Raw genomic sequence first — 16,194 nt, 5'->3', positions numbered from 1 at the left:
ATGGGTCATCATTCAGTACCAAACAACCCGATCACGGGTATTCCGGATCATGTTGAAAAAGCAACACTTGAGGGTAAGAATAAATATGTAGCCTTCTGGTTCTTCCTTGGAGGAGAGACGACTTTGTTCGCCTCTCTCTTCGGAACATACATCGGACTTCATAACTCCGGTGCTAAAGAAGGTCTACGCAGTTATGACATCTTCGAAATGGGTCTCGTCTTCATCATGACGATGCTCCTCTTGACAAGTTCGTTGACAAGCGTTCTTGCAATGATGGCAATGAAACGTAACGATGTGAAAAAGATGAAGCTTTGGCTCATCATCACATTGCTTCTCGGTCTTGGATTCTTAAGTGGTGAGATCTATGAGTTCAATCACTACTACCACATCGGTCATACGTTTACGTCGAGTGCATTTGGTTCTGCCTTCTATACACTCGTTGGGTTCCACGGTGGACACGTCTTATTTGGTCTTCTTTGGATCTCGACATTGTTGATCCGGAACTGGAATCGTGGCATTACAGTCGTGAACGCGCCGAAGTATTATGTTTCAAGTCTTTACTGGCACTTCATTGACGTCGTCTGGGTCTTTATCTTCTCAGTCGTCTACCTCATGGGGATGGTGAAATAAGATGGAAAAACACGAACCGCAATTAACACGCAATCAAGTCGAACTCGAAATGAAAGCAGAACGTGGTCGTGAGACTCAACTGCAACTCATCAGTTTCGCACTCATGATTTTCTTGACGCTCATCGCTTTCGGTGCAGTCATGGCAGATCTCATGCCTCACTGGGCAGCTGGTGGATTCTTGATCATCATGGCAATCGTTCAAGTTTATCTCCAGCTTTATATGTTCATGCACATGAACAATAAAGGCAACACATGGATCAAAGTTATGATGGGTCTTGGTATATTCGTCGCCTTGACAATCGTCGCAACGCTCCGTCTGTTAATCTGGTAAGAAATGTGACCATTCTGCTAACGTTTAGCAGGATGGTCTTTTATTTTGGAATCGTTTTATGAGAAACCTTTACAATGAAATAGGGGAACGGTAATCTTAGTTTGTAAGAGAAAGGAACGGGGTGAAGAAATATGTTAGGCAATTTAAGGGGAGCACTTTCGCAATTCGAATGGACTGTCTTATGGAGTCCGTATTATGCGTTGATACTCGTTGGATTGTATATCCTATATGCTGTCGTGACAGAAAAGCTGCGTCGTCCGGACGAGCCGGAAACAACGCTCGGACAAAAATTTTCGATGCTCGCGGCATTGGTCGTTTTTTACATCGGTTTTGGAAGTCCGTTAGACCTGCTAGCGCATATCACCTTCTCTGCACATATGTTGCAGATGGTATTCGTCTATATGGTCGCACCGCCGCTCTTGTTGATTGCACTACCAGAGTGGCTTTATAAGCGCTTGTTCAATATACCGTATCTTGGGAAGATTCTTCGTTTCTTCGTCAAGCCGTTGATTGCACTCGTCGTCTTTAATGCCTTGTTTACGTTTTATCATATGCCATTTATTTTTGATTATGTCCTGACGAACTATACCGTTCACCGTCTGTTCCATGGAACACTTATTTTCTTGAGCATGACGATGTGGTATCCGATCATTGCACCCGTCAACGAAAACGATAGTTTGTCTGACCTGAAGAAGATGGTCTATATCGTCGCGAACGGTGTCTTATTGACACCTGCTTGTGCGTTCATGATCTTCAGTCAAAGTTTCCAGTATCAAGCGTATCAGGATCCAGCGACGTTCGCGAAAGTACTCGCTTACTGTATGCCGAACAATGATTTGAGCGGGTTGAATCTGGAACGATTGCTTGGAACGACTGATGACTTACTAGAGGATCAACGCTTCGGTGGTGTCCTGATGAAGCTCGGTCAAGAACTCGTATACGGTCTATTCTTCGGATTGACCTTCTTTACATGGGTACGCCGTTCGAAAAGTACTGCCGTGGATGAAGGCATGTCCTTCACACCAAAAGCGGATTAAATTGGAGGAAGTTGGAACATGAGTTATTTGCCGTTGATTTGTGTATCGCTGATTGTCATCAGTGCGATTTTCGTAGCGATTGGCTGGTTCTTGATTGCTCAGACACGTCGCAACATGAAAGCTCACCAAACCGTGATGACAATCGCTGCTGCACTCGCTTTACTGTTTTTCATTATGTACGCCTTACGGACGATTCTACTTGGTAATACCGCTTTTGGTGGTCCTGCATCCGTCAAGCCATATTACACAGGATTCTTGATTTTCCACATCCTACTTGCGACATCCGGTGGGGTGCTTGGATTGATGGCGCTCTATCATGCCTATAAGAAGAACTTTGCGCGTCATCGTAAAATCGGACCAGTTGCTTCGATCATTTGGTTTTTGACGGCAATCACCGGCGTCATCGTCTATTGTCTATTATATGTCGTCTACGATCCTGGTGAGACGACGAACGTATTCCGGGCGATCTGGAGTCATTAAGGGGGAGCCAACTTGAAAAAAAATAGTTACTTGACGGTTGCTGCCGTTGTCCTCATCTTAGTTGCGGCAGCCGGGGGATATTATTATTTCTTCATGAAAGAAAAATTGCCTGTTATCGCTGAACCGACACCATTTGAATTAACGAACGCCGTGAACGGTAAGTCGTTTAACTCGGAAGATGGAAAGGTCAAGGTATTGACATTCTTCTATTCGAACTGTCCTGATATTTGTCCGTTGACGCTAAATGATTATCGGAAACTAGAGAAAAAGCTTCGTAGCGAAGAGCTATATGGAAGTGACGTCGAGCTCGTTGCAGTGACAGTCGATCCGAAAGTCGATACACCGAAAGTCTTAAAAACATATGCTTCCAACTTCGAAGCAGATGCTGAAGGATGGAGAGTACTGACAGGAGACCCAGTCGTCATCGATCGTCTGACACGTCAGTTGAACTTCTATTATTCAAAAGCAGAAAGCGGCTTAGTGACACACGGGACGCAAATGTTTATTTTAGACCGTGAGAACAAAGTTCGGGCGATCTCTTCGATGGCGAAGACACCGGACGAACCAGTCGACTTGGAAGAAGTCATGTCTTCAGTCACACAACTAGCAAAGGAGTGAAGGAAGATGACTTATGAAGATTACATGCAAGGAGATGTGATCGTCTCTGTTCAAGCAATCGAGGAGTTACTCGCTTGTACGATCGAAGATTACGGGGTTCGACACTATAGGATTAAACGGATGGACTGGGAAGAGATTGCTTTTAGTGTAAAAGTGGATGTCTCAGCGACGTCACTGCATGCGCTCTATCAACATGTACGTCAACAACTTAAGATTCAACTCGGCGATGACGTCGTATCTTACGTACAATTCGTCACGCGCTAAGATAAAACACACGAACGCTGCGCAATCACTATACAGATAGGTAATGAGCCGATGACTTCATAAGTAGTACGAAGTCATCGGCTTTTTTATTGGAAAAAAGACCGAAAAAAATAGAGGTCCCGATTGGAACCTCTACGTGTAGCTTATTTTTCAAGTGTTTCAAGCAGTGCTGCTAAACGACGTTCGCAGTCCTTGACGATTTCCGGTGGGAACGTCTCATCATACTCGACGCCGTGTGGATAGTAATGTTTCCCTAGAAGTGGTGTCATCATACGGACGACAGCGTGACGGTCTTCGATCTCACCTTGGATCGCATAGACTGGAACACGGAGATAGAATACTTCGCCTGTTGATTGTTTTTCGTATTTCATGTCGTACATCGCACGTTCGTAATCCCATTGCCCTTCGCGAACGAAACGGTGATGATCCATAATTGTTTCAAGAAGACCGAACTTCAGTTCCTTGCCTTCGATGCCATATTGTTCAAACTTCATGTTTGAATCCCCCTATACCCCAGTTTGCTAGTAGATACTAGTCTTTCCAAACTATCATACCATAATGAATGAAACGATGACGTAAAAGTTGTGAAGTCATTTTGAAGAATTCATGAACTTCCGTATTTTCGTTCAACGTACTCAAGGATCGTATCTGGTGCATGAATGCCGAGGTGATTAAGTCCTTCACCACCAAAGAAGACGTTGAACTCGAGAACGTACCATTGTCCGTCGCGGATGATAAGATCAAAACCAGCGTGATCGATATCAAGCTGTTTCGCAAGCGCGAGCACGAAATCAATTGCACCTTGAGGCACATCATCGAAATCAAGGACGCCACCTTGAGCGACGTTATTTAAGAACTGTGCACCACCGACGCGCCAATATGCCGCGAGGACTTGATCACCGACAACGACGACACGTAAATCCTTTTCGTTCGGAATGTACTCTTGGATGTAGAACGTCTCGTGTGTATCCGTGTATTTCTTCCAGTCCGCTTCATTTTTGATGAGATGAACACCTTGCCCCATCGAGCTACGGACTGTCTTAGCGACGAACGGAAACGAAAATTCACGTAAGACTCGATCGACCGTGAACTCATTTTTCCCGTAGATGCCTGTCCGAGGGATATTGTCCGGAATGACGGTCTGAAAAATCCGAGTCATCTCGATTTTGTCATGACCTAGGTGGAACGTAGCGGCAGATGGAAAAATCGGCTTCTTCATTCCATAGATGATCGAGTGGATTTGCCAGTATTCCGGGAACAAGACGACGTCCGCCTGTTCAATCTTTTTCAAGGAATCAAAGTGATAATCTGATTTGGCATGTTCCGTCTTGATTCCAATCGTCCGGAACATATTAAAAGAGAGCAGTTGCATAAAGTTCATTCCTTCCTTCTGAACAAATTATACACAATTCAACGGGCTAGGAGGGAGAGAAATGTTATGATAAGATGGTAAAGTTAAGGAGGAGATTCGTTGTGATATATACCGATAAGACGATTGACCTCATCAACGCAGCGGAAGACCTCATTCGATCTCTCGCTCAAAGTGAAACGGGGCAAGCATATAGATGTGCGAAACAAGCACAGCAAGAGTCAGTGGAGGCACAGTCCGTCATTCGAGACTTTCATCAAGTCAAAGAAGATTACGAACTCGTGCAACGATTTGGACGGTACCATCCGGACTATCAGACGATCACAAAAAAGGTCCATGAAGTCAAACGTCGACTTGATCTACAAGAGGAAGTCGCGCAGTTTAAAAAAGCAGAAAAACAACTCGAGACGCTACTTGGACAAATTAGTCTGAAACTCGCTGGTGAAGTATCACCGCAAATCAAAGTACCAACGGGGAATCCATTCTTTGACCAAGGATGTGCCGGAGGCTGTTCGACCGGTGGAAGTTGCAGTTGTAGCGGATAATGAAGATGAAGGGGGCAGGCTGGCGTGATCAAGGAACGAGTGGGACTCATCGTCTATGTCAATGCGATGAAAGCATCCCGTCAATTACGCCGTTACGGGAACGTCTACTTTACGTCTAAACGTGAACGATACGTGCATCTGTATGTCGATTTAGATCAGCATGAACAGGTGATGGAAGTCATTTCGACTCTTCCGTTCGTCGAATCGATCAAACGTTCAGAACGACCGTTCATCACGGAGACGTTCGCGAATAAAAAAGGTAAAATGCAAGAAGAAGCATAATCCAAGGAGCGATGAGGACATCCTCGTCGCTTCTTTGTTGAAAGGAATGAAGGAAATGCGAGTCATTTCAGGGGAACGGAAAGGAACGCGGCTAAAAGCAGTACCAGGGGATCAGACACGACCGACGACGGATAAAGTAAAAGAATCGTTGTTCAACGTCATCGGTCCCTATTTCAATGGAGGACGAGCGCTTGATCTGTTTGCGGGTAGTGGTGGTCTTGGCATCGAGTCTCTTTCGAGAGGATGCGATGAGGCGGTATTCGTCGACCAACACCATAAAGCCATTCAGACCATTCAAGATAACTTGCAGACGACGCACTATACGGATCAAGCACGTGTGTTGAAAAAAGACGTTACGATCGCCTTGACGGAACTAGCCTCCGAAAAGCCATTTAAATTAATTTATTTAGACCCTCCCTATGCAAAAGAACGACTGACGGAACACGTCACGTACATAGAGCAACACGACATGCTGACAGACAATGGTGTCATCGTGTGTGAACATGACTCTGCTGTTGTATTACCGGACCGGATCGGACGGCTAGAGGTCGTTCGTCGACTTCGTTATTCCGCTGTCATCTCAATCACGTTATATGAATTTATGGAAGCGGAGGAAGACCACGTATGAAACGAATCGCCATTTGCCCAGGGAGCTTTGATCCAATCACGAACGGACATTTAGACATCATTGAACGGGCTGTTCCGATTTTTGATGAGATCATCGTTGCCGTATTGAACAATTCTTCGAAGCAACCGCTCTTTTCTGTTGAGGAACGGATGGAGTTGATTGCAGATGTGACGTCGCATCTACCACATATCAAGGTCGATTCCTTCAATGGTTTGCTCGTCGATTACGCAGCGGAAGTCGGCGCAACCGCGATCGTCCGTGGTCTACGGGCGGTCTCGGACTTTGAGTATGAAATGCAGGTCGCATCCATCAACAAAAAGATGAACGATCAAATCGAGACACTGTTCATGATGACGAATAACCAGTATTCCTTCTTAAGTTCTTCGATCGTCAAGGAAGCGGCCAAATACGGTGCTTCCGTCGTTGATCTCGTGCCATCTTCCGTCGAAGAGGCGCTACGTCAGAGATATACGAGAGGAGAACTGCGATGAAAGCTTGGAAACCCGCCTTAGCAGCGGTCATTGCTGCCTTGCTCGTGTTTTTCGTGCCACTTCCGTATTTTATCTCCTATCCAGGTGATGCGACATCGACTGAAGATTTGATTGATGTGTCTGGGGGTGACAAGGAGCCAGGCGATTTGATGATGCTGACGATCGCCCAACGTCGAGCAACCCCTTACTTCCTCGTAGAAAGCCTCTTCCTACCGTTTTCCGAAACGTCGAGCGTAAGTGATTATTTGTACGACGGAGAGTCAGATGCACAGTATGAAACACGTCAGAAACTATACATGGAAGAAGCACAACATAATGCGACGATCGAGGCCTATGAATTAGCTGATAAAAAGGTCGATATCGACTTTAAAGGAGTCTATGTGTCCGGTGTCATTCCAGGTGGTCCAGCCGAAGGGAAACTGAAAGCTGGAGACCGGATCACGGGCGTCGATGGGAAATCGATTACGTCATTTGATGGCTTCATGAAGACGATTCAATCGAAAAAAGCAAAAACAGCCGTTCCAATTCAGTTCACGCGTAAATCGGAAGTCAAGAAGACGACGATTCGAGTGGATCAGTTGTCGAAAGAAGTCAAACGTGTCGGACTTGGTATTTATGAACCATTACCGATCTCAAACGTAACGACAGACCCCGCTATTAAGTTTCAGATCGAGGATGTCGGTGGTCCTTCTGCAGGAATGATGTTCACGCTTGAAATCTATGATCAATTGACGCCGGGTGATTTGGCGAAAGGACATAAGATTGCCGGTACAGGAACGATTGAAGAAGGCGGTAAAGTTGGACCGATCGGTGGTGCGTGGCAAAAGGTAGTCGCTGCTGACGAGGCAGAAGCTGAAATCATGTTCGTACCAGCAGGAGAGAACTACAAAGAAGCAAAACCATCCATTAAAAAACTCGGAACGAACATGAAGCTCGTTCCGATCAAGACAGTTGAAGATGCGATTGATTATTTGGAAGAACTTCCAGCGAAATAAGGAAAACGACGGTGTTCGAGCAACGCGTCGTAGCGAGCCAAGGGCAGTGCGTATGCAGCTGTCACTTGGCTTTCTTTTGTTAGCCAAGGATGGCTCGTGAACGTACTTAAAACAGGGACACGCGTTTTGATACTCTTAAGTGCCAGTCGTCCTTGTTCTGAAAAAGCGAGGGGGCGAACGAAATCAACATGATCATAATCAATCCGTGCGACCTCTTCCGTTGTCGTTGAAGTCAACAGATAGACAATGGCACGCTGCAGGCTTGTACGCGTATAACGACGTGTTTTGACGTGATTTAAAAAGAAATCGAACGTCTCTGCTTGTTTGGCACCTTCGATGAGACGAGGAGCTAGTGAAGCATCAATTCCGGCGATTCGTATCAACTCAGATACGGGAGTCGTCAATAGGCGTTGTCGAATCCATGGATAATAGTGCGAAAAATGAGCGAAAGAAGCGTTTGTAAGGACGTCCTCCGTCTGTTCGGGAAGTGCGAGCAGCTGACCGTGCGTCTGGTAATGGGCGCGTATCGCAGTGGCGCTCATGATAGCTCCGGTTGATAGGTCATGATAGCCACTTCCAATTCGTTTTGTCGTATGAAGCGAAACGGTCTTCGCGGCGCGAGCATAATAATAACCAAGTGTATTGTTCGGTTGTGTCAAATCAAGCGTCTGTGAGACACTCTTGAACGCTTGACTAGCAGCGTGAGCAGAAGAAAGACCAGCTGTTAATCCGTCACGTAACGCTTGCTTATATGCAAGAGTCTCTTCAATTTGTTCCGATGCCGCATGCAAAAAGGGATGGATGTCTCCACATTCGCTTCCGAACGAAAGTGACTCACAACCAATCGTCTCAGCGATCGTCACCCCACCGAGCGCAAACCGATCTGCGCGTTGGACGGCAAAATAAAAGGGGAGTTCAAGAACGAGATCAACGGCACCACTTGCGACTGCTGCTTGAGCACGTGTCCATTTGTCTGTAAAAGCGGGCTCACCACGTTGCATGAACGTCCCGCTCATGATGGCGACGATGACGTCGGCATCCGTTTCCCGTCGTGCTGTCGTCGCTTGATAATAGTGTCCATTATGAAACGGATTGTACTCTGAAATGATAGCTGTCATCCTCATGAAAACTTTCTCCTTTGCAAACCGAATTAAGTGCGGTAATATGGATAAAGACGTCCAAAAGTGTTCGTTCTCTAGCGATTTCAGTGTAAAGAAAAAACATTGACAAAACAAGATGTCCTCTCTATAATTCATATTGTTGCAATTGAGGTGATTCGGATGAAATGGTCCCTGATGCAATTGAATAAATTGCGCAATCTGGGTCAACTTCAGGTTAACGAGACGATCGAGCTCAATGAGCTAGTCGCCCTCCATCCGGATATCCGGGCGGTGCAACCTGTGCACGTTCGTGCAAATGCATCGTTTACATCGAATCAATTAATATTCAATCTCCGGATTACCGGCGAAATGACGCTTCCGGATGCCCGGACGCTAAATGACGTCGCTTATCCATTCGAGATTGAATCCATCGAGCCATTCCTGCTCGAGGTTGATGCTGTTTCGAACGAAGCAGATGACATCAACGTGCCGATCGGGAATACGGTCGATCTTCGACCGCTCGTGCAAGAATTGATTTTACTTCATGTGCCAGTGCAAGTGCATGGGGATGATGAAGAGAATCAGTTGGTTGAGGGGGAAGGCTGGACGATTCTTTCTGAAGAGGATCCAGAGGAAACCGAACCAAAAATCGATCCGCGACTCGCGGGTCTCGCTCAGTTCTTTAAAAAAGATCAGGATTCCTGATTTCTGAAGTAAAGGCGAGTGTATTTTTTCAAGGAGGTGGACAACGATGGCAGTACCATTCCGCAGAACGTCGAAAACACGCAAACGTCTTCGCCGTACTCATTTCAAACTCCGTGTACCAGGTATGGTCGAGTGCCCAAACTGTGGTGAAATGAAACTTTCACACCGTGTTTGTAAAGCATGTGGCTCGTACAAAGGTAAAGAAATCGTCAGCAAGTAAGCTGATTGATCGGTATAAAAGCGACCTTCGAATCGAGAAATCGGTTTTGGGGTCGCTTTTTTCATGAAAGGGGAAATGATGAAGATGAACGTTGGAATCATTGGCGCGGGAGCCATCGGTTTATTGCTTGCCTCTTATTTATCGGAAGAGCATGCAGTCACGCTCTATACTCGACAAGAACAAGAAGAGGAACGTTCGATCATTCGCGATGGACAGGCAAGTCGACTTGTACGAATCCGGAAGATTGATCGACTCGAGTCAGAAGACTTGGTGTTTGTAGCGACAAAGTCGTATGATATAAAAAGTGTGATTCCATTCCTCAAACGGCTGACGTGTCCCGTCATGTTCCTGCAAAATGGAATGGATCATTTGAAATGGAAAGAGCAATTGCCGCAAGTCTTATTCGGTGTCGTCGAACATGGAGCCATGCGCACTGCGCCGTTTGAAGTCAGGCATACTGGACAAGGACGTATTCGATATGGAAATCAAGAAATTTCGAACTTGTCGTCAATACAGCTCCGTTTTGAATTCGAGTCGGATATGGAAGCGGTCTTATTGACGAAACTGTTCATCAACGTCGTCATCAATCCAGTGACGGCATATTACGGTGTTGAGAATGGATCCTTGTTAGAAATGCCTTATCGACAAGAAGCACGTCAATTATTTGACGAAATGCAGACGATTTTTCCGAATCATAGCATTACTTATTCCGAAATCGAGCGAATCATGGAGAACACGAGTAAAAATCGTTCTTCGATGTTACGAGATCTTGAGCAAGGACGCCAAACAGAAGTGGAACCGATACTTGGATACGCGTTACGTCAGGCGACGACTGCGACGCCACGTTTATCTTTTTATTATGAACAGATCAAACAGAGGGAGGGTCCGCAGTGACGGTCTTCATCATTTTTCCTTTATTCAGCCTACTTGCGTTGTATCTCATCTTTTTACTTCTGTTTCGAAAACACGGGAAGGCAGTCCGATTCGCACTCGACGTTGGGACATTCATCGTTCTATATGCCATTCATGTCGCATTGATTGCCTTGACCGGAACAAATTACTTAGGATGGATCGTCATCGTCGTGTTGGTAGTGTTTGCGTTGAACGCGCTCTGGCAACGGATTCGGCAACTTGATGTCGATTTAAGACAAATGATTCGGCACAGTTGGCGGATCATCATCTTGCTAGCGTTACCCGTTCATTTCGTGTTGTTCGTGCTCGGTATACGTCAACTGTTCATCAGCTGACGAGTTAGGTAAGAAAGAAGGGATTTTGTTTGAAGGTACAACCATTTGAAGCCTTATATGATGACAACTCGCTGATGCATCGTGCTTCACGAGAAGAATTCTTAACATATGTCGATCACCTCGGAACGAGTGGTTTAGCGTCGAGAAGCCGCTTACTTGAAGAGCGTCACTATCCGCATCTTGCGGCGCTAACGGACGAACTCGAACGCCAAAATCCAAATATGACGGAGCGATTGCGGGAGCGTGTCGCGAAACTTCGTACAGGTGAGGCACAAGCTGTGGTCACAGGGCAACAAACCGGCATCTTTGGCGGACCATTATATGCCATCTATAAACTGTTGACCTGTCTTAAGGTCGCGCAGCAGGCGGAAGCGACACTTGATCGCCCTGTCGTTCCAATTTTTTGGCTCGCGACCGAAGATCACGATTTTGATGAGATCAATCATGTTTATGTTCCGACAGCAGATTTTCAAACGCGAAAAATCGCAGTCGCCCCTGCGGAAACGATTGCCCGCTCGGTCAGTCGCTTGTCTTTTGATCAGCCGGCACTTCTAGAAATCATTGAAGAAACGTTCCGGGCAATGCCGGAGACGATCCACACGAAACGATTAGTTGCGCGGCTGAAACAACTCGTTGAAGAATGTACATCGTATGGCATGTTTTTCTCACAATTAATCGGCGAATTGATCGATTTCGATATCGTCTTCTTTGATGCTGATACACACCCTGTCCGTGAACTCGAGATTCCGTTTTTTGAACGGTTGATTCAAGACAATGCGGAATTCAGACAGGCATTGACGGACGGAATAACACAGACGAAAGAATTACCCGACACATTCTTGAACGAGGAGGCCGCGCATCTTTTCATCGATGATCACGGTCGTCAGTTGCTTTATCCGACAGCAAGCGGATTTGAGACGAAACAAGGGAAGCAGTATACAGAACTTGAATTAATCGCGTTACTGTACGCCAGTCCGGAACGATTCTCAAACAGTGTCGTGACCCGACCATTGATGCAGGATTATCTGTTCCCGACGCTTGCCTACATTGGTGGACCGGGAGAATTAGCTTACTGGACGCGCTTACGCCCACTGTTTCACCATCTGAAGTGGACGATGCCGTTATTGATCCCTCGTATGGGCGGATTACTCGTGCGTCATAGCGATGAAAAACGGCTTATGAAACTCGACGTATCACTCGAAGAGATCGTCCGGTCAGGCGTTCCGATTCCCGTCTATTCGGAAGAGCAGATGACAGGGCGCCTGCAGACGGCAGCGATGCTGAAAGATAGCTTCGTCTCCGAGTTTCTTTCGCTCGAACATCAGCTACTGCGAACTTCGAGTAAGAGTGAGAAAATCAAGAAACAACTCGAACAATCGATTGCTAGTTTGTTAGCAGAAGATCGACGTCAATTTGATCGACAGACGCGACAGTATAAAGAAACGGCCTATCATTTGCTACCGGATGGAGCGCCACAAGAAAGGATTCACTCCATCTTACCGTGGTTGAATCATCATGGTCCTGATTTTGTTCGGGACTTAAGGAACGCTTATGAGGCAAATGCGGCTGAACAACTGAAAATTTTCCTTTAAACCTGCTGAAACAAGCAGGTTTTTTTGATTTTTTAGCGAAAATTACACAAAAGTTAAATAAATCAAGGAAACTGTCTCATTTTCGTAACGTTTTCATGAGAGAATGTGATACATTGAAAAAGAGTAACGTCCTTCAAGGACAGTGAAAGGTGAGGCAGGACATGTTTGAGCATGAAACGGTATTGAAATGGGAGTCAATCGAAGGACTCGCGATTAAACCCGACGGTATTTACGTCGATTGTACATTAGGTGGAGCAGGACATAGCGAAGAGATCGTCAAACAACTGACGACAGGTCATCTATACGCATTTGATCAAGATGATGTCGCCCTTGCTCATGCAGCAGAACGTCTCGCGGCGTATGAAGGTCGCTTTACTTTAATAAAGAGTAATTTTGCTTATCTAAAAGAGCAATTAGCAGCACATGGCGTCGAGAAAGTAGACGGCATCTTATTCGATCTTGGTGTCTCTTCACCACAATTAGACGAAGGGGAACGGGGATTTAGTTACAATCACGATGCACGTCTCGACATGCGCATGGATCAATCTTCTCCACTTTCTGCCTACGAAGTCGTCAATGAATGGTCTTACAATGATCTCGTACGTATCTTCTTTACATACGGGGAAGAGAAGTTCTCAAAACAAATTGCACGCAAAATCGAAAAAGCGCGGGAAGAGCAACCAATTGAGACGACGTTCGAACTCGTCGAATTGATCAAGGATGCGATTCCAGCACCAGCACGACGTAAAGGTGGTCACCCTGCGAAACGGACGTTCCAAGCGATCCGAATTGCCGTCAATGACGAATTGAACGTCTTTGACCGTGCGGTACACCAAGCAATTGATGTATTACGGGTTGGTGGACGTTTATGTGTCATTACGTTCCATTCACTTGAAGATCGTATGTGTAAACAGGCGATCAAAGAAAAATCATCACTACCCGAGCTTCCACCGGGCTTGCCGATGATACCGGTCGAGATGGAGCCCGAACTCCGACTCGTCACACGCAAGCCGATTACAGCTGGTGTCGAAGAGCTGGATGATAATCGTCGCGCTCGATCGGCAAAATTACGAATCGCTGAAAAAATGAAAGAATCTTGAGAGGAGCATTCCAATGGCAGAACCACTTCGTAAATCGGTCCAAACGGTTCAACCCGTTCGTCAACAACCTGTTCAGGAACCACGGAAGACGGAAGATATCGCACGTCGCGTCGCCGTCCGTCCGAAGTATCGCTTGTATCCCTTTGAAAAATTCTTATACAGTGCGATGATTGGTGGTCTTGTGTTATTTGGGAGTTTGACGATCAGTACGCACAACGAGGCGTACAATGTCAGTCGTGACTTAGCGAAAGAAAACCAAGTCACACAGTCACTCAAAAAAGAAAATGAACGTTTACAACTAGAGGTCACGAACTTAAGCTCTCCGGAACGGATTTATAAGATTGCAAAAGAACAGGGTCTTGATATGCGTAAAGGGAACATCAAGGTGATTCCTAAATGAATCCACTGAAAAAATCCCGTTGGAGAGTAGCCTTTATCATGGTGATATTTGCTACTCTCTTTTTTGTGTTTATTGGCAGATTTTTATACTTAGCGACAACTAAACAATTCCATGGGGAAGATATGATTGCCTATGCTGAGAAAAAGCGATGGGAGTCCCAGGAGACGCTTGGGGCAGAACGCGGTGAAATTTTTGACCGTCTCGGTTCTCCAATCGCCATTAATGTTCCGTCGTATCACCTGATTGGTATTTACCGACTAGGTGGCGTCAAGGATCCGGATGAGACGATCGTCGACTTCAAAAAGACGGCTGAAGGTCTTGCACCGATACTTGGAATGACGGCGAAAGAACTGGAAACCTATTTGATTGAGAACAAAGAACGTTCGCAAATCGAATTCGGAAAAAAGGGAAATGACTTAACACTCGATCAAAAAGAGAAGATCGACAAGTTAAAACTCCCTGGAATCCGGATGATCGAAGAGCCAAAACGATACTATCCGAACGGTATCTTCTTGTCCGATACACTCGGATTCGTCCAAAAGATCACCGAGGAGAATGGTCGTGTCGCGTTACAGGGACAAATGGGGATCGAAAAACAGTATGATAATGCCTTGAGTGAGTCTTACGGTGCACGCGTCTTCGAGAAAGACCGGAGTGGTAATCCGTTGATCCAAGGTTCTTCACGTGTCTCGAATGAACCGAAGGACGGATCGAATCTGTACTTGACAATCGATCATCGCATTCAACAGTCGCTTGAGAAACAGATGCAAAAAATGTACAACACGTATAAGCCGAAAAACGCAACGGGTATCGTCATGGATGCGAAGACTGGTGAAATCCTTGCCATGGCGGATCGGCCATCGTTCAACCCGAATTTACGTGACATGAAAGATTTTACGAACTTCGCCGTATCCTCACGATTCGAACCGGGTTCAACGATGAAGATTTTTACGCTCGCAGCAGCGATTGATGCGGGAGTCTTCCGTCCGAACGAGAAGTATAAATCGGGTAGCTATAATTACAAAGGAACGGTCATCAAGGATTACAATGATGTTGGTTGGGGCACAATTCCGATGATCGAGGGCGTCTATCACTCCTCGAACGTCATGTTCTCGAAGTTGACAGCAGAAAAACTTGGGATCGAACGGTATAAAGAATACTTTAAGAAGTTTCATTTTGACCAACGAACGGGTATAGACATCTCGGGAGAAGTAAACAGTCAGTCTGATTTGTCAAAACCGCTGAATGCGCTCATCACTTCATGGGGACAATCGACTGCAGTCACACCAATGCAATTGCTCCAAGGGGCAACAGCAATTGCTGGTGACGGTGAAATGGTCAAACCGCATATCATCCAAAAAGCTGATCATACGGATAAAGCACCTTACCGAGCGAAAACAGAAGTCGTCGGTAAGCCAATTTCGGCAGAGGCGGCCAAAGCGACGCGGGATGCACTGGACGGTGTCGTCAACAGTAAAATCGGAACGGGTCAAATGTACAAGTTGAAAGACTACCGTGTCATCGGTAAGACCGGTACAGCTCAAATTTCTGAGAATGGAAAGTACATTCAAGGAAAATTCATTCACTCGTTCATCGGCATGGCACCAAAAGATGATCCGGAATTGATCATGTACATCGCGGTCGATCGTCCGTCAAAAAATGAATCATCGGTTTCAGGACCACTCATCATGAGTCCGGTGTTCAAAAGTGTCATGAATACAGCATTACAGTACCGGAGCATTCAACCGGAAACGCAAAAAGATTCGGTGGATGTCAAAGCGAAGATTACGCCGAGCTATATCAAGAAGAGCGCTCGACAAGCAACGGATTTGGCGAAAGAACAAGAAGCTGTTCCAATCATCCTTGGGGATGGAGCGGAGGTCGTTTCGCAGATTCCGTCTCGTGGTCAAGAATTCGTCAGTGGAGAACGTGTCTTGCTGAAGACGGCGAACACATTTAAGATGCCGAATCTGACGGGGTGGTCGCAGCGAGACGTCAAAAAGCTCGTCAGCTTATATGACTTGAAGCTCGATGTCATCGGTAAAGGTTTTGTAACCAAACAATCAGCTCGAACTGGTACACTAGTGAAGGAAAATGGAAAGTTGACGGTCGAACTAGCTGAACCTAAAGAATAACGGTGGGGCAAGTTTCCTGATTTCT

The 16,194-nt window shown here is 46.0% G+C and carries 22 protein-coding genes; 19 read left to right on the top strand and 3 right to left on the bottom strand.

Translation table 11 applies throughout. The features are described from left to right. The 6 genes from B3S86_RS08770 (at window position 1) to B3S86_RS08745 (ending at window position 3,360) form a co-directional block, all read left to right on the top strand. A complete protein-coding gene (locus B3S86_RS08770; protein WP_035406743.1) occupies window positions 1-630 on the top strand; it encodes a cytochrome c oxidase subunit 3 in 630 nt (209 codons plus the stop codon). A gap of 1 nt (window position 631) precedes the next feature. Next, window positions 632-961 (top strand): cytochrome C oxidase subunit IV family protein, encoded by a 330-nt coding sequence (locus tag B3S86_RS08765; RefSeq protein WP_035406746.1) that lies wholly within the window; start codon window positions 632-634, stop codon window positions 959-961. A 131-nt stretch (window positions 962-1,092) separates the two neighbouring features. Next, entirely contained in the window at window positions 1,093-1,998 is a 906-nt protein-coding gene (ctaG, locus tag B3S86_RS08760; protein ID WP_035406749.1) for a cytochrome c oxidase assembly factor CtaG, read from the top strand. An 18-nt stretch (window positions 1,999-2,016) separates the two neighbouring features. Then, a complete protein-coding gene (locus B3S86_RS08755; RefSeq protein WP_290751586.1) occupies window positions 2,017-2,478 on the top strand; it encodes a DUF420 domain-containing protein in 462 nt (153 codons plus the stop codon). A 12-nt stretch (window positions 2,479-2,490) separates the two neighbouring features. Then, window positions 2,491-3,096, top strand: coding sequence for an SCO family protein (locus tag B3S86_RS08750; RefSeq protein WP_035406755.1), 606 nt, complete (start codon window positions 2,491-2,493; stop codon window positions 3,094-3,096). Window positions 3,097-3,102: 6 nt separating this feature from the next. Then, entirely contained in the window at window positions 3,103-3,360 is a 258-nt protein-coding gene (locus tag B3S86_RS08745; protein ID WP_035406757.1) for a hypothetical protein, read from the top strand. A gap of 143 nt (window positions 3,361-3,503) precedes the next feature. Here B3S86_RS08745 and B3S86_RS08740 read toward each other — a convergent pair whose 3' ends face one another. Then, on the bottom strand, window positions 3,504-3,854 hold the full coding sequence (locus tag B3S86_RS08740) for a YugN family protein (RefSeq protein WP_035406760.1): 351 nt from the start codon (window positions 3,852-3,854) through the stop codon (window positions 3,504-3,506). A gap of 110 nt (window positions 3,855-3,964) precedes the next feature. Further along, complete coding sequence (locus B3S86_RS08735) at window positions 3,965-4,741, bottom strand: ATP-grasp domain-containing protein (protein WP_035406763.1); 777 nt, start codon at window positions 4,739-4,741, stop codon at window positions 3,965-3,967. A 92-nt stretch (window positions 4,742-4,833) separates the two neighbouring features. Between B3S86_RS08735 and B3S86_RS08730 the strand changes: the two genes are divergently transcribed. From B3S86_RS08730 to B3S86_RS08710, 5 genes are read left to right on the top strand one after another with little or no spacing between them, the layout of a single operon-like run. Continuing rightward, window positions 4,834-5,274 (top strand): YlbF family regulator, encoded by a 441-nt coding sequence (locus tag B3S86_RS08730; protein ID WP_035406766.1) that lies wholly within the window; start codon window positions 4,834-4,836, stop codon window positions 5,272-5,274. A 24-nt stretch (window positions 5,275-5,298) separates the two neighbouring features. Then, window positions 5,299-5,556: a YlbG family protein gene (locus B3S86_RS08725; protein ID WP_035406768.1), complete on the top strand. Its 258-nt coding sequence runs from the start codon at window positions 5,299-5,301 to the stop codon at window positions 5,554-5,556. Between the two features lie 46 nt (window positions 5,557-5,602). Further along, window positions 5,603-6,184 carry a 16S rRNA (guanine(966)-N(2))-methyltransferase RsmD gene (gene rsmD, locus B3S86_RS08720; RefSeq protein WP_081780349.1) on the top strand — a complete coding sequence of 194 codons (582 nt, stop codon included), beginning with the start codon at window positions 5,603-5,605 and terminating at the stop codon, window positions 6,182-6,184. Beyond that, the gene (gene coaD / locus B3S86_RS08715; RefSeq protein ID WP_056062364.1) at window positions 6,181-6,675 is read left to right on the top strand and encodes a pantetheine-phosphate adenylyltransferase; all 495 of its coding nucleotides are present in this window, start codon (window positions 6,181-6,183) and stop codon (window positions 6,673-6,675) included. Before rsmD ends, coaD begins: the two co-directional genes overlap by 4 nt. Continuing rightward, window positions 6,672-7,670: a SepM family pheromone-processing serine protease gene (locus tag B3S86_RS08710; RefSeq protein ID WP_290751570.1), complete on the top strand. Its 999-nt coding sequence runs from the start codon at window positions 6,672-6,674 to the stop codon at window positions 7,668-7,670. Before coaD ends, B3S86_RS08710 begins: the two co-directional genes overlap by 4 nt. On the opposite strand, the gene B3S86_RS08705 is transcribed toward B3S86_RS08710, so the two are convergent. Beyond that, complete coding sequence (locus B3S86_RS08705; RefSeq protein ID WP_290751567.1) at window positions 7,643-8,794, bottom strand: tRNA(Met) cytidine acetate ligase; 1,152 nt, start codon at window positions 8,792-8,794, stop codon at window positions 7,643-7,645. The genes B3S86_RS08710 and B3S86_RS08705 overlap by 28 nt on opposite strands. 156 nt (window positions 8,795-8,950) lie before the next feature. On the opposite strand from B3S86_RS08705, the gene B3S86_RS08700 reads away from it, so the two are divergent. From B3S86_RS08700 to B3S86_RS08665, 8 genes are all read left to right on the top strand, one after another. Further along, window positions 8,951-9,475: a YceD family protein gene (locus B3S86_RS08700; protein ID WP_023468813.1), complete on the top strand. Its 525-nt coding sequence runs from the start codon at window positions 8,951-8,953 to the stop codon at window positions 9,473-9,475. A 46-nt stretch (window positions 9,476-9,521) separates the two neighbouring features. Then, window positions 9,522-9,695: a 50S ribosomal protein L32 gene (gene rpmF / locus B3S86_RS08695; protein ID WP_012370841.1), complete on the top strand. Its 174-nt coding sequence runs from the start codon at window positions 9,522-9,524 to the stop codon at window positions 9,693-9,695. A gap of 84 nt (window positions 9,696-9,779) precedes the next feature. Continuing rightward, window positions 9,780-10,589 carry a ketopantoate reductase family protein gene (locus tag B3S86_RS08690; RefSeq protein WP_035409503.1) on the top strand — a complete coding sequence of 270 codons (810 nt, stop codon included), beginning with the start codon at window positions 9,780-9,782 and terminating at the stop codon, window positions 10,587-10,589. Next, window positions 10,586-10,942: a DUF3397 family protein gene (locus B3S86_RS08685; protein ID WP_035406782.1), complete on the top strand. Its 357-nt coding sequence runs from the start codon at window positions 10,586-10,588 to the stop codon at window positions 10,940-10,942. The genes B3S86_RS08690 and B3S86_RS08685 overlap by 4 nt, the downstream gene beginning before the upstream one ends. A gap of 29 nt (window positions 10,943-10,971) precedes the next feature. Next, window positions 10,972-12,534: a bacillithiol biosynthesis cysteine-adding enzyme BshC gene (bshC, locus tag B3S86_RS08680; protein ID WP_290751560.1), complete on the top strand. Its 1,563-nt coding sequence runs from the start codon at window positions 10,972-10,974 to the stop codon at window positions 12,532-12,534. Between the two features lie 161 nt (window positions 12,535-12,695). Then, the gene (rsmH, locus tag B3S86_RS08675) at window positions 12,696-13,634 is read left to right on the top strand and encodes a 16S rRNA (cytosine(1402)-N(4))-methyltransferase RsmH (protein ID WP_056062348.1); all 939 of its coding nucleotides are present in this window, start codon (window positions 12,696-12,698) and stop codon (window positions 13,632-13,634) included. 13 nt (window positions 13,635-13,647) lie between these two features. Then, window positions 13,648-14,034, top strand: a complete 387-nt coding sequence (gene ftsL / locus B3S86_RS08670; RefSeq protein ID WP_023468808.1) for a cell division protein FtsL — start codon at window positions 13,648-13,650, stop codon at window positions 14,032-14,034. 122 nt (window positions 14,035-14,156) lie between these two features. Next, complete coding sequence (locus tag B3S86_RS08665) at window positions 14,157-16,169, top strand: penicillin-binding protein (RefSeq protein WP_290751555.1); 2,013 nt, start codon at window positions 14,157-14,159, stop codon at window positions 16,167-16,169. Window positions 16,170-16,194: the final 25 nt, after the last annotated feature.

The organism is Exiguobacterium sp. UBA3968 (assembly GCF_002385115.1).
GTDB lineage: Bacteria > Bacillota > Bacilli > Exiguobacteriales > Exiguobacteriaceae > Exiguobacterium_A.
The sequence above is the reverse complement of the archived record's forward strand: the minus strand, read 5'-3'. Positions and strand labels throughout refer to the sequence as shown.

Coding starts and splice junctions, on each gene's coding strand:
- B3S86_RS08770 (WP_035406743.1), top strand. CDS start 1: ATGGGTCATCATTCAGTACCAAACAACCCGATCACGGGTATTCCGGAT.
- B3S86_RS08765 (WP_035406746.1), top strand. CDS start 632: ATGGAAAAACACGAACCGCAATTAACACGCAATCAAGTCGAACTCGAA.
- ctaG (WP_035406749.1), top strand. CDS start 1,093: ATGTTAGGCAATTTAAGGGGAGCACTTTCGCAATTCGAATGGACTGTC.
- B3S86_RS08755 (WP_290751586.1), top strand. CDS start 2,017: ATGAGTTATTTGCCGTTGATTTGTGTATCGCTGATTGTCATCAGTGCG.
- B3S86_RS08745 (WP_035406757.1), top strand. CDS start 3,103: ATGACTTATGAAGATTACATGCAAGGAGATGTGATCGTCTCTGTTCAA.
- B3S86_RS08740 (WP_035406760.1), bottom strand. CDS start 3,854: ATGAAGTTTGAACAATATGGCATCGAAGGCAAGGAACTGAAGTTCGGT.
- B3S86_RS08735 (WP_035406763.1), bottom strand. CDS start 4,741: ATGAACTTTATGCAACTGCTCTCTTTTAATATGTTCCGGACGATTGGA.
- rsmD (WP_081780349.1), top strand. CDS start 5,603: ATGAAGGAAATGCGAGTCATTTCAGGGGAACGGAAAGGAACGCGGCTA.
- coaD (WP_056062364.1), top strand. CDS start 6,181: ATGAAACGAATCGCCATTTGCCCAGGGAGCTTTGATCCAATCACGAAC.
- B3S86_RS08710 (WP_290751570.1), top strand. CDS start 6,672: ATGAAAGCTTGGAAACCCGCCTTAGCAGCGGTCATTGCTGCCTTGCTC.
- B3S86_RS08705 (WP_290751567.1), bottom strand. CDS start 8,794: ATGAGGATGACAGCTATCATTTCAGAGTACAATCCGTTTCATAATGGA.
- B3S86_RS08700 (WP_023468813.1), top strand. CDS start 8,951: ATGAAATGGTCCCTGATGCAATTGAATAAATTGCGCAATCTGGGTCAA.
- rpmF (WP_012370841.1), top strand. CDS start 9,522: ATGGCAGTACCATTCCGCAGAACGTCGAAAACACGCAAACGTCTTCGC.
- B3S86_RS08690 (WP_035409503.1), top strand. CDS start 9,780: ATGAACGTTGGAATCATTGGCGCGGGAGCCATCGGTTTATTGCTTGCC.
- rsmH (WP_056062348.1), top strand. CDS start 12,696: ATGTTTGAGCATGAAACGGTATTGAAATGGGAGTCAATCGAAGGACTC.
- ftsL (WP_023468808.1), top strand. CDS start 13,648: ATGGCAGAACCACTTCGTAAATCGGTCCAAACGGTTCAACCCGTTCGT.
- B3S86_RS08665 (WP_290751555.1), top strand. CDS start 14,157: ATGATTGCCTATGCTGAGAAAAAGCGATGGGAGTCCCAGGAGACGCTT.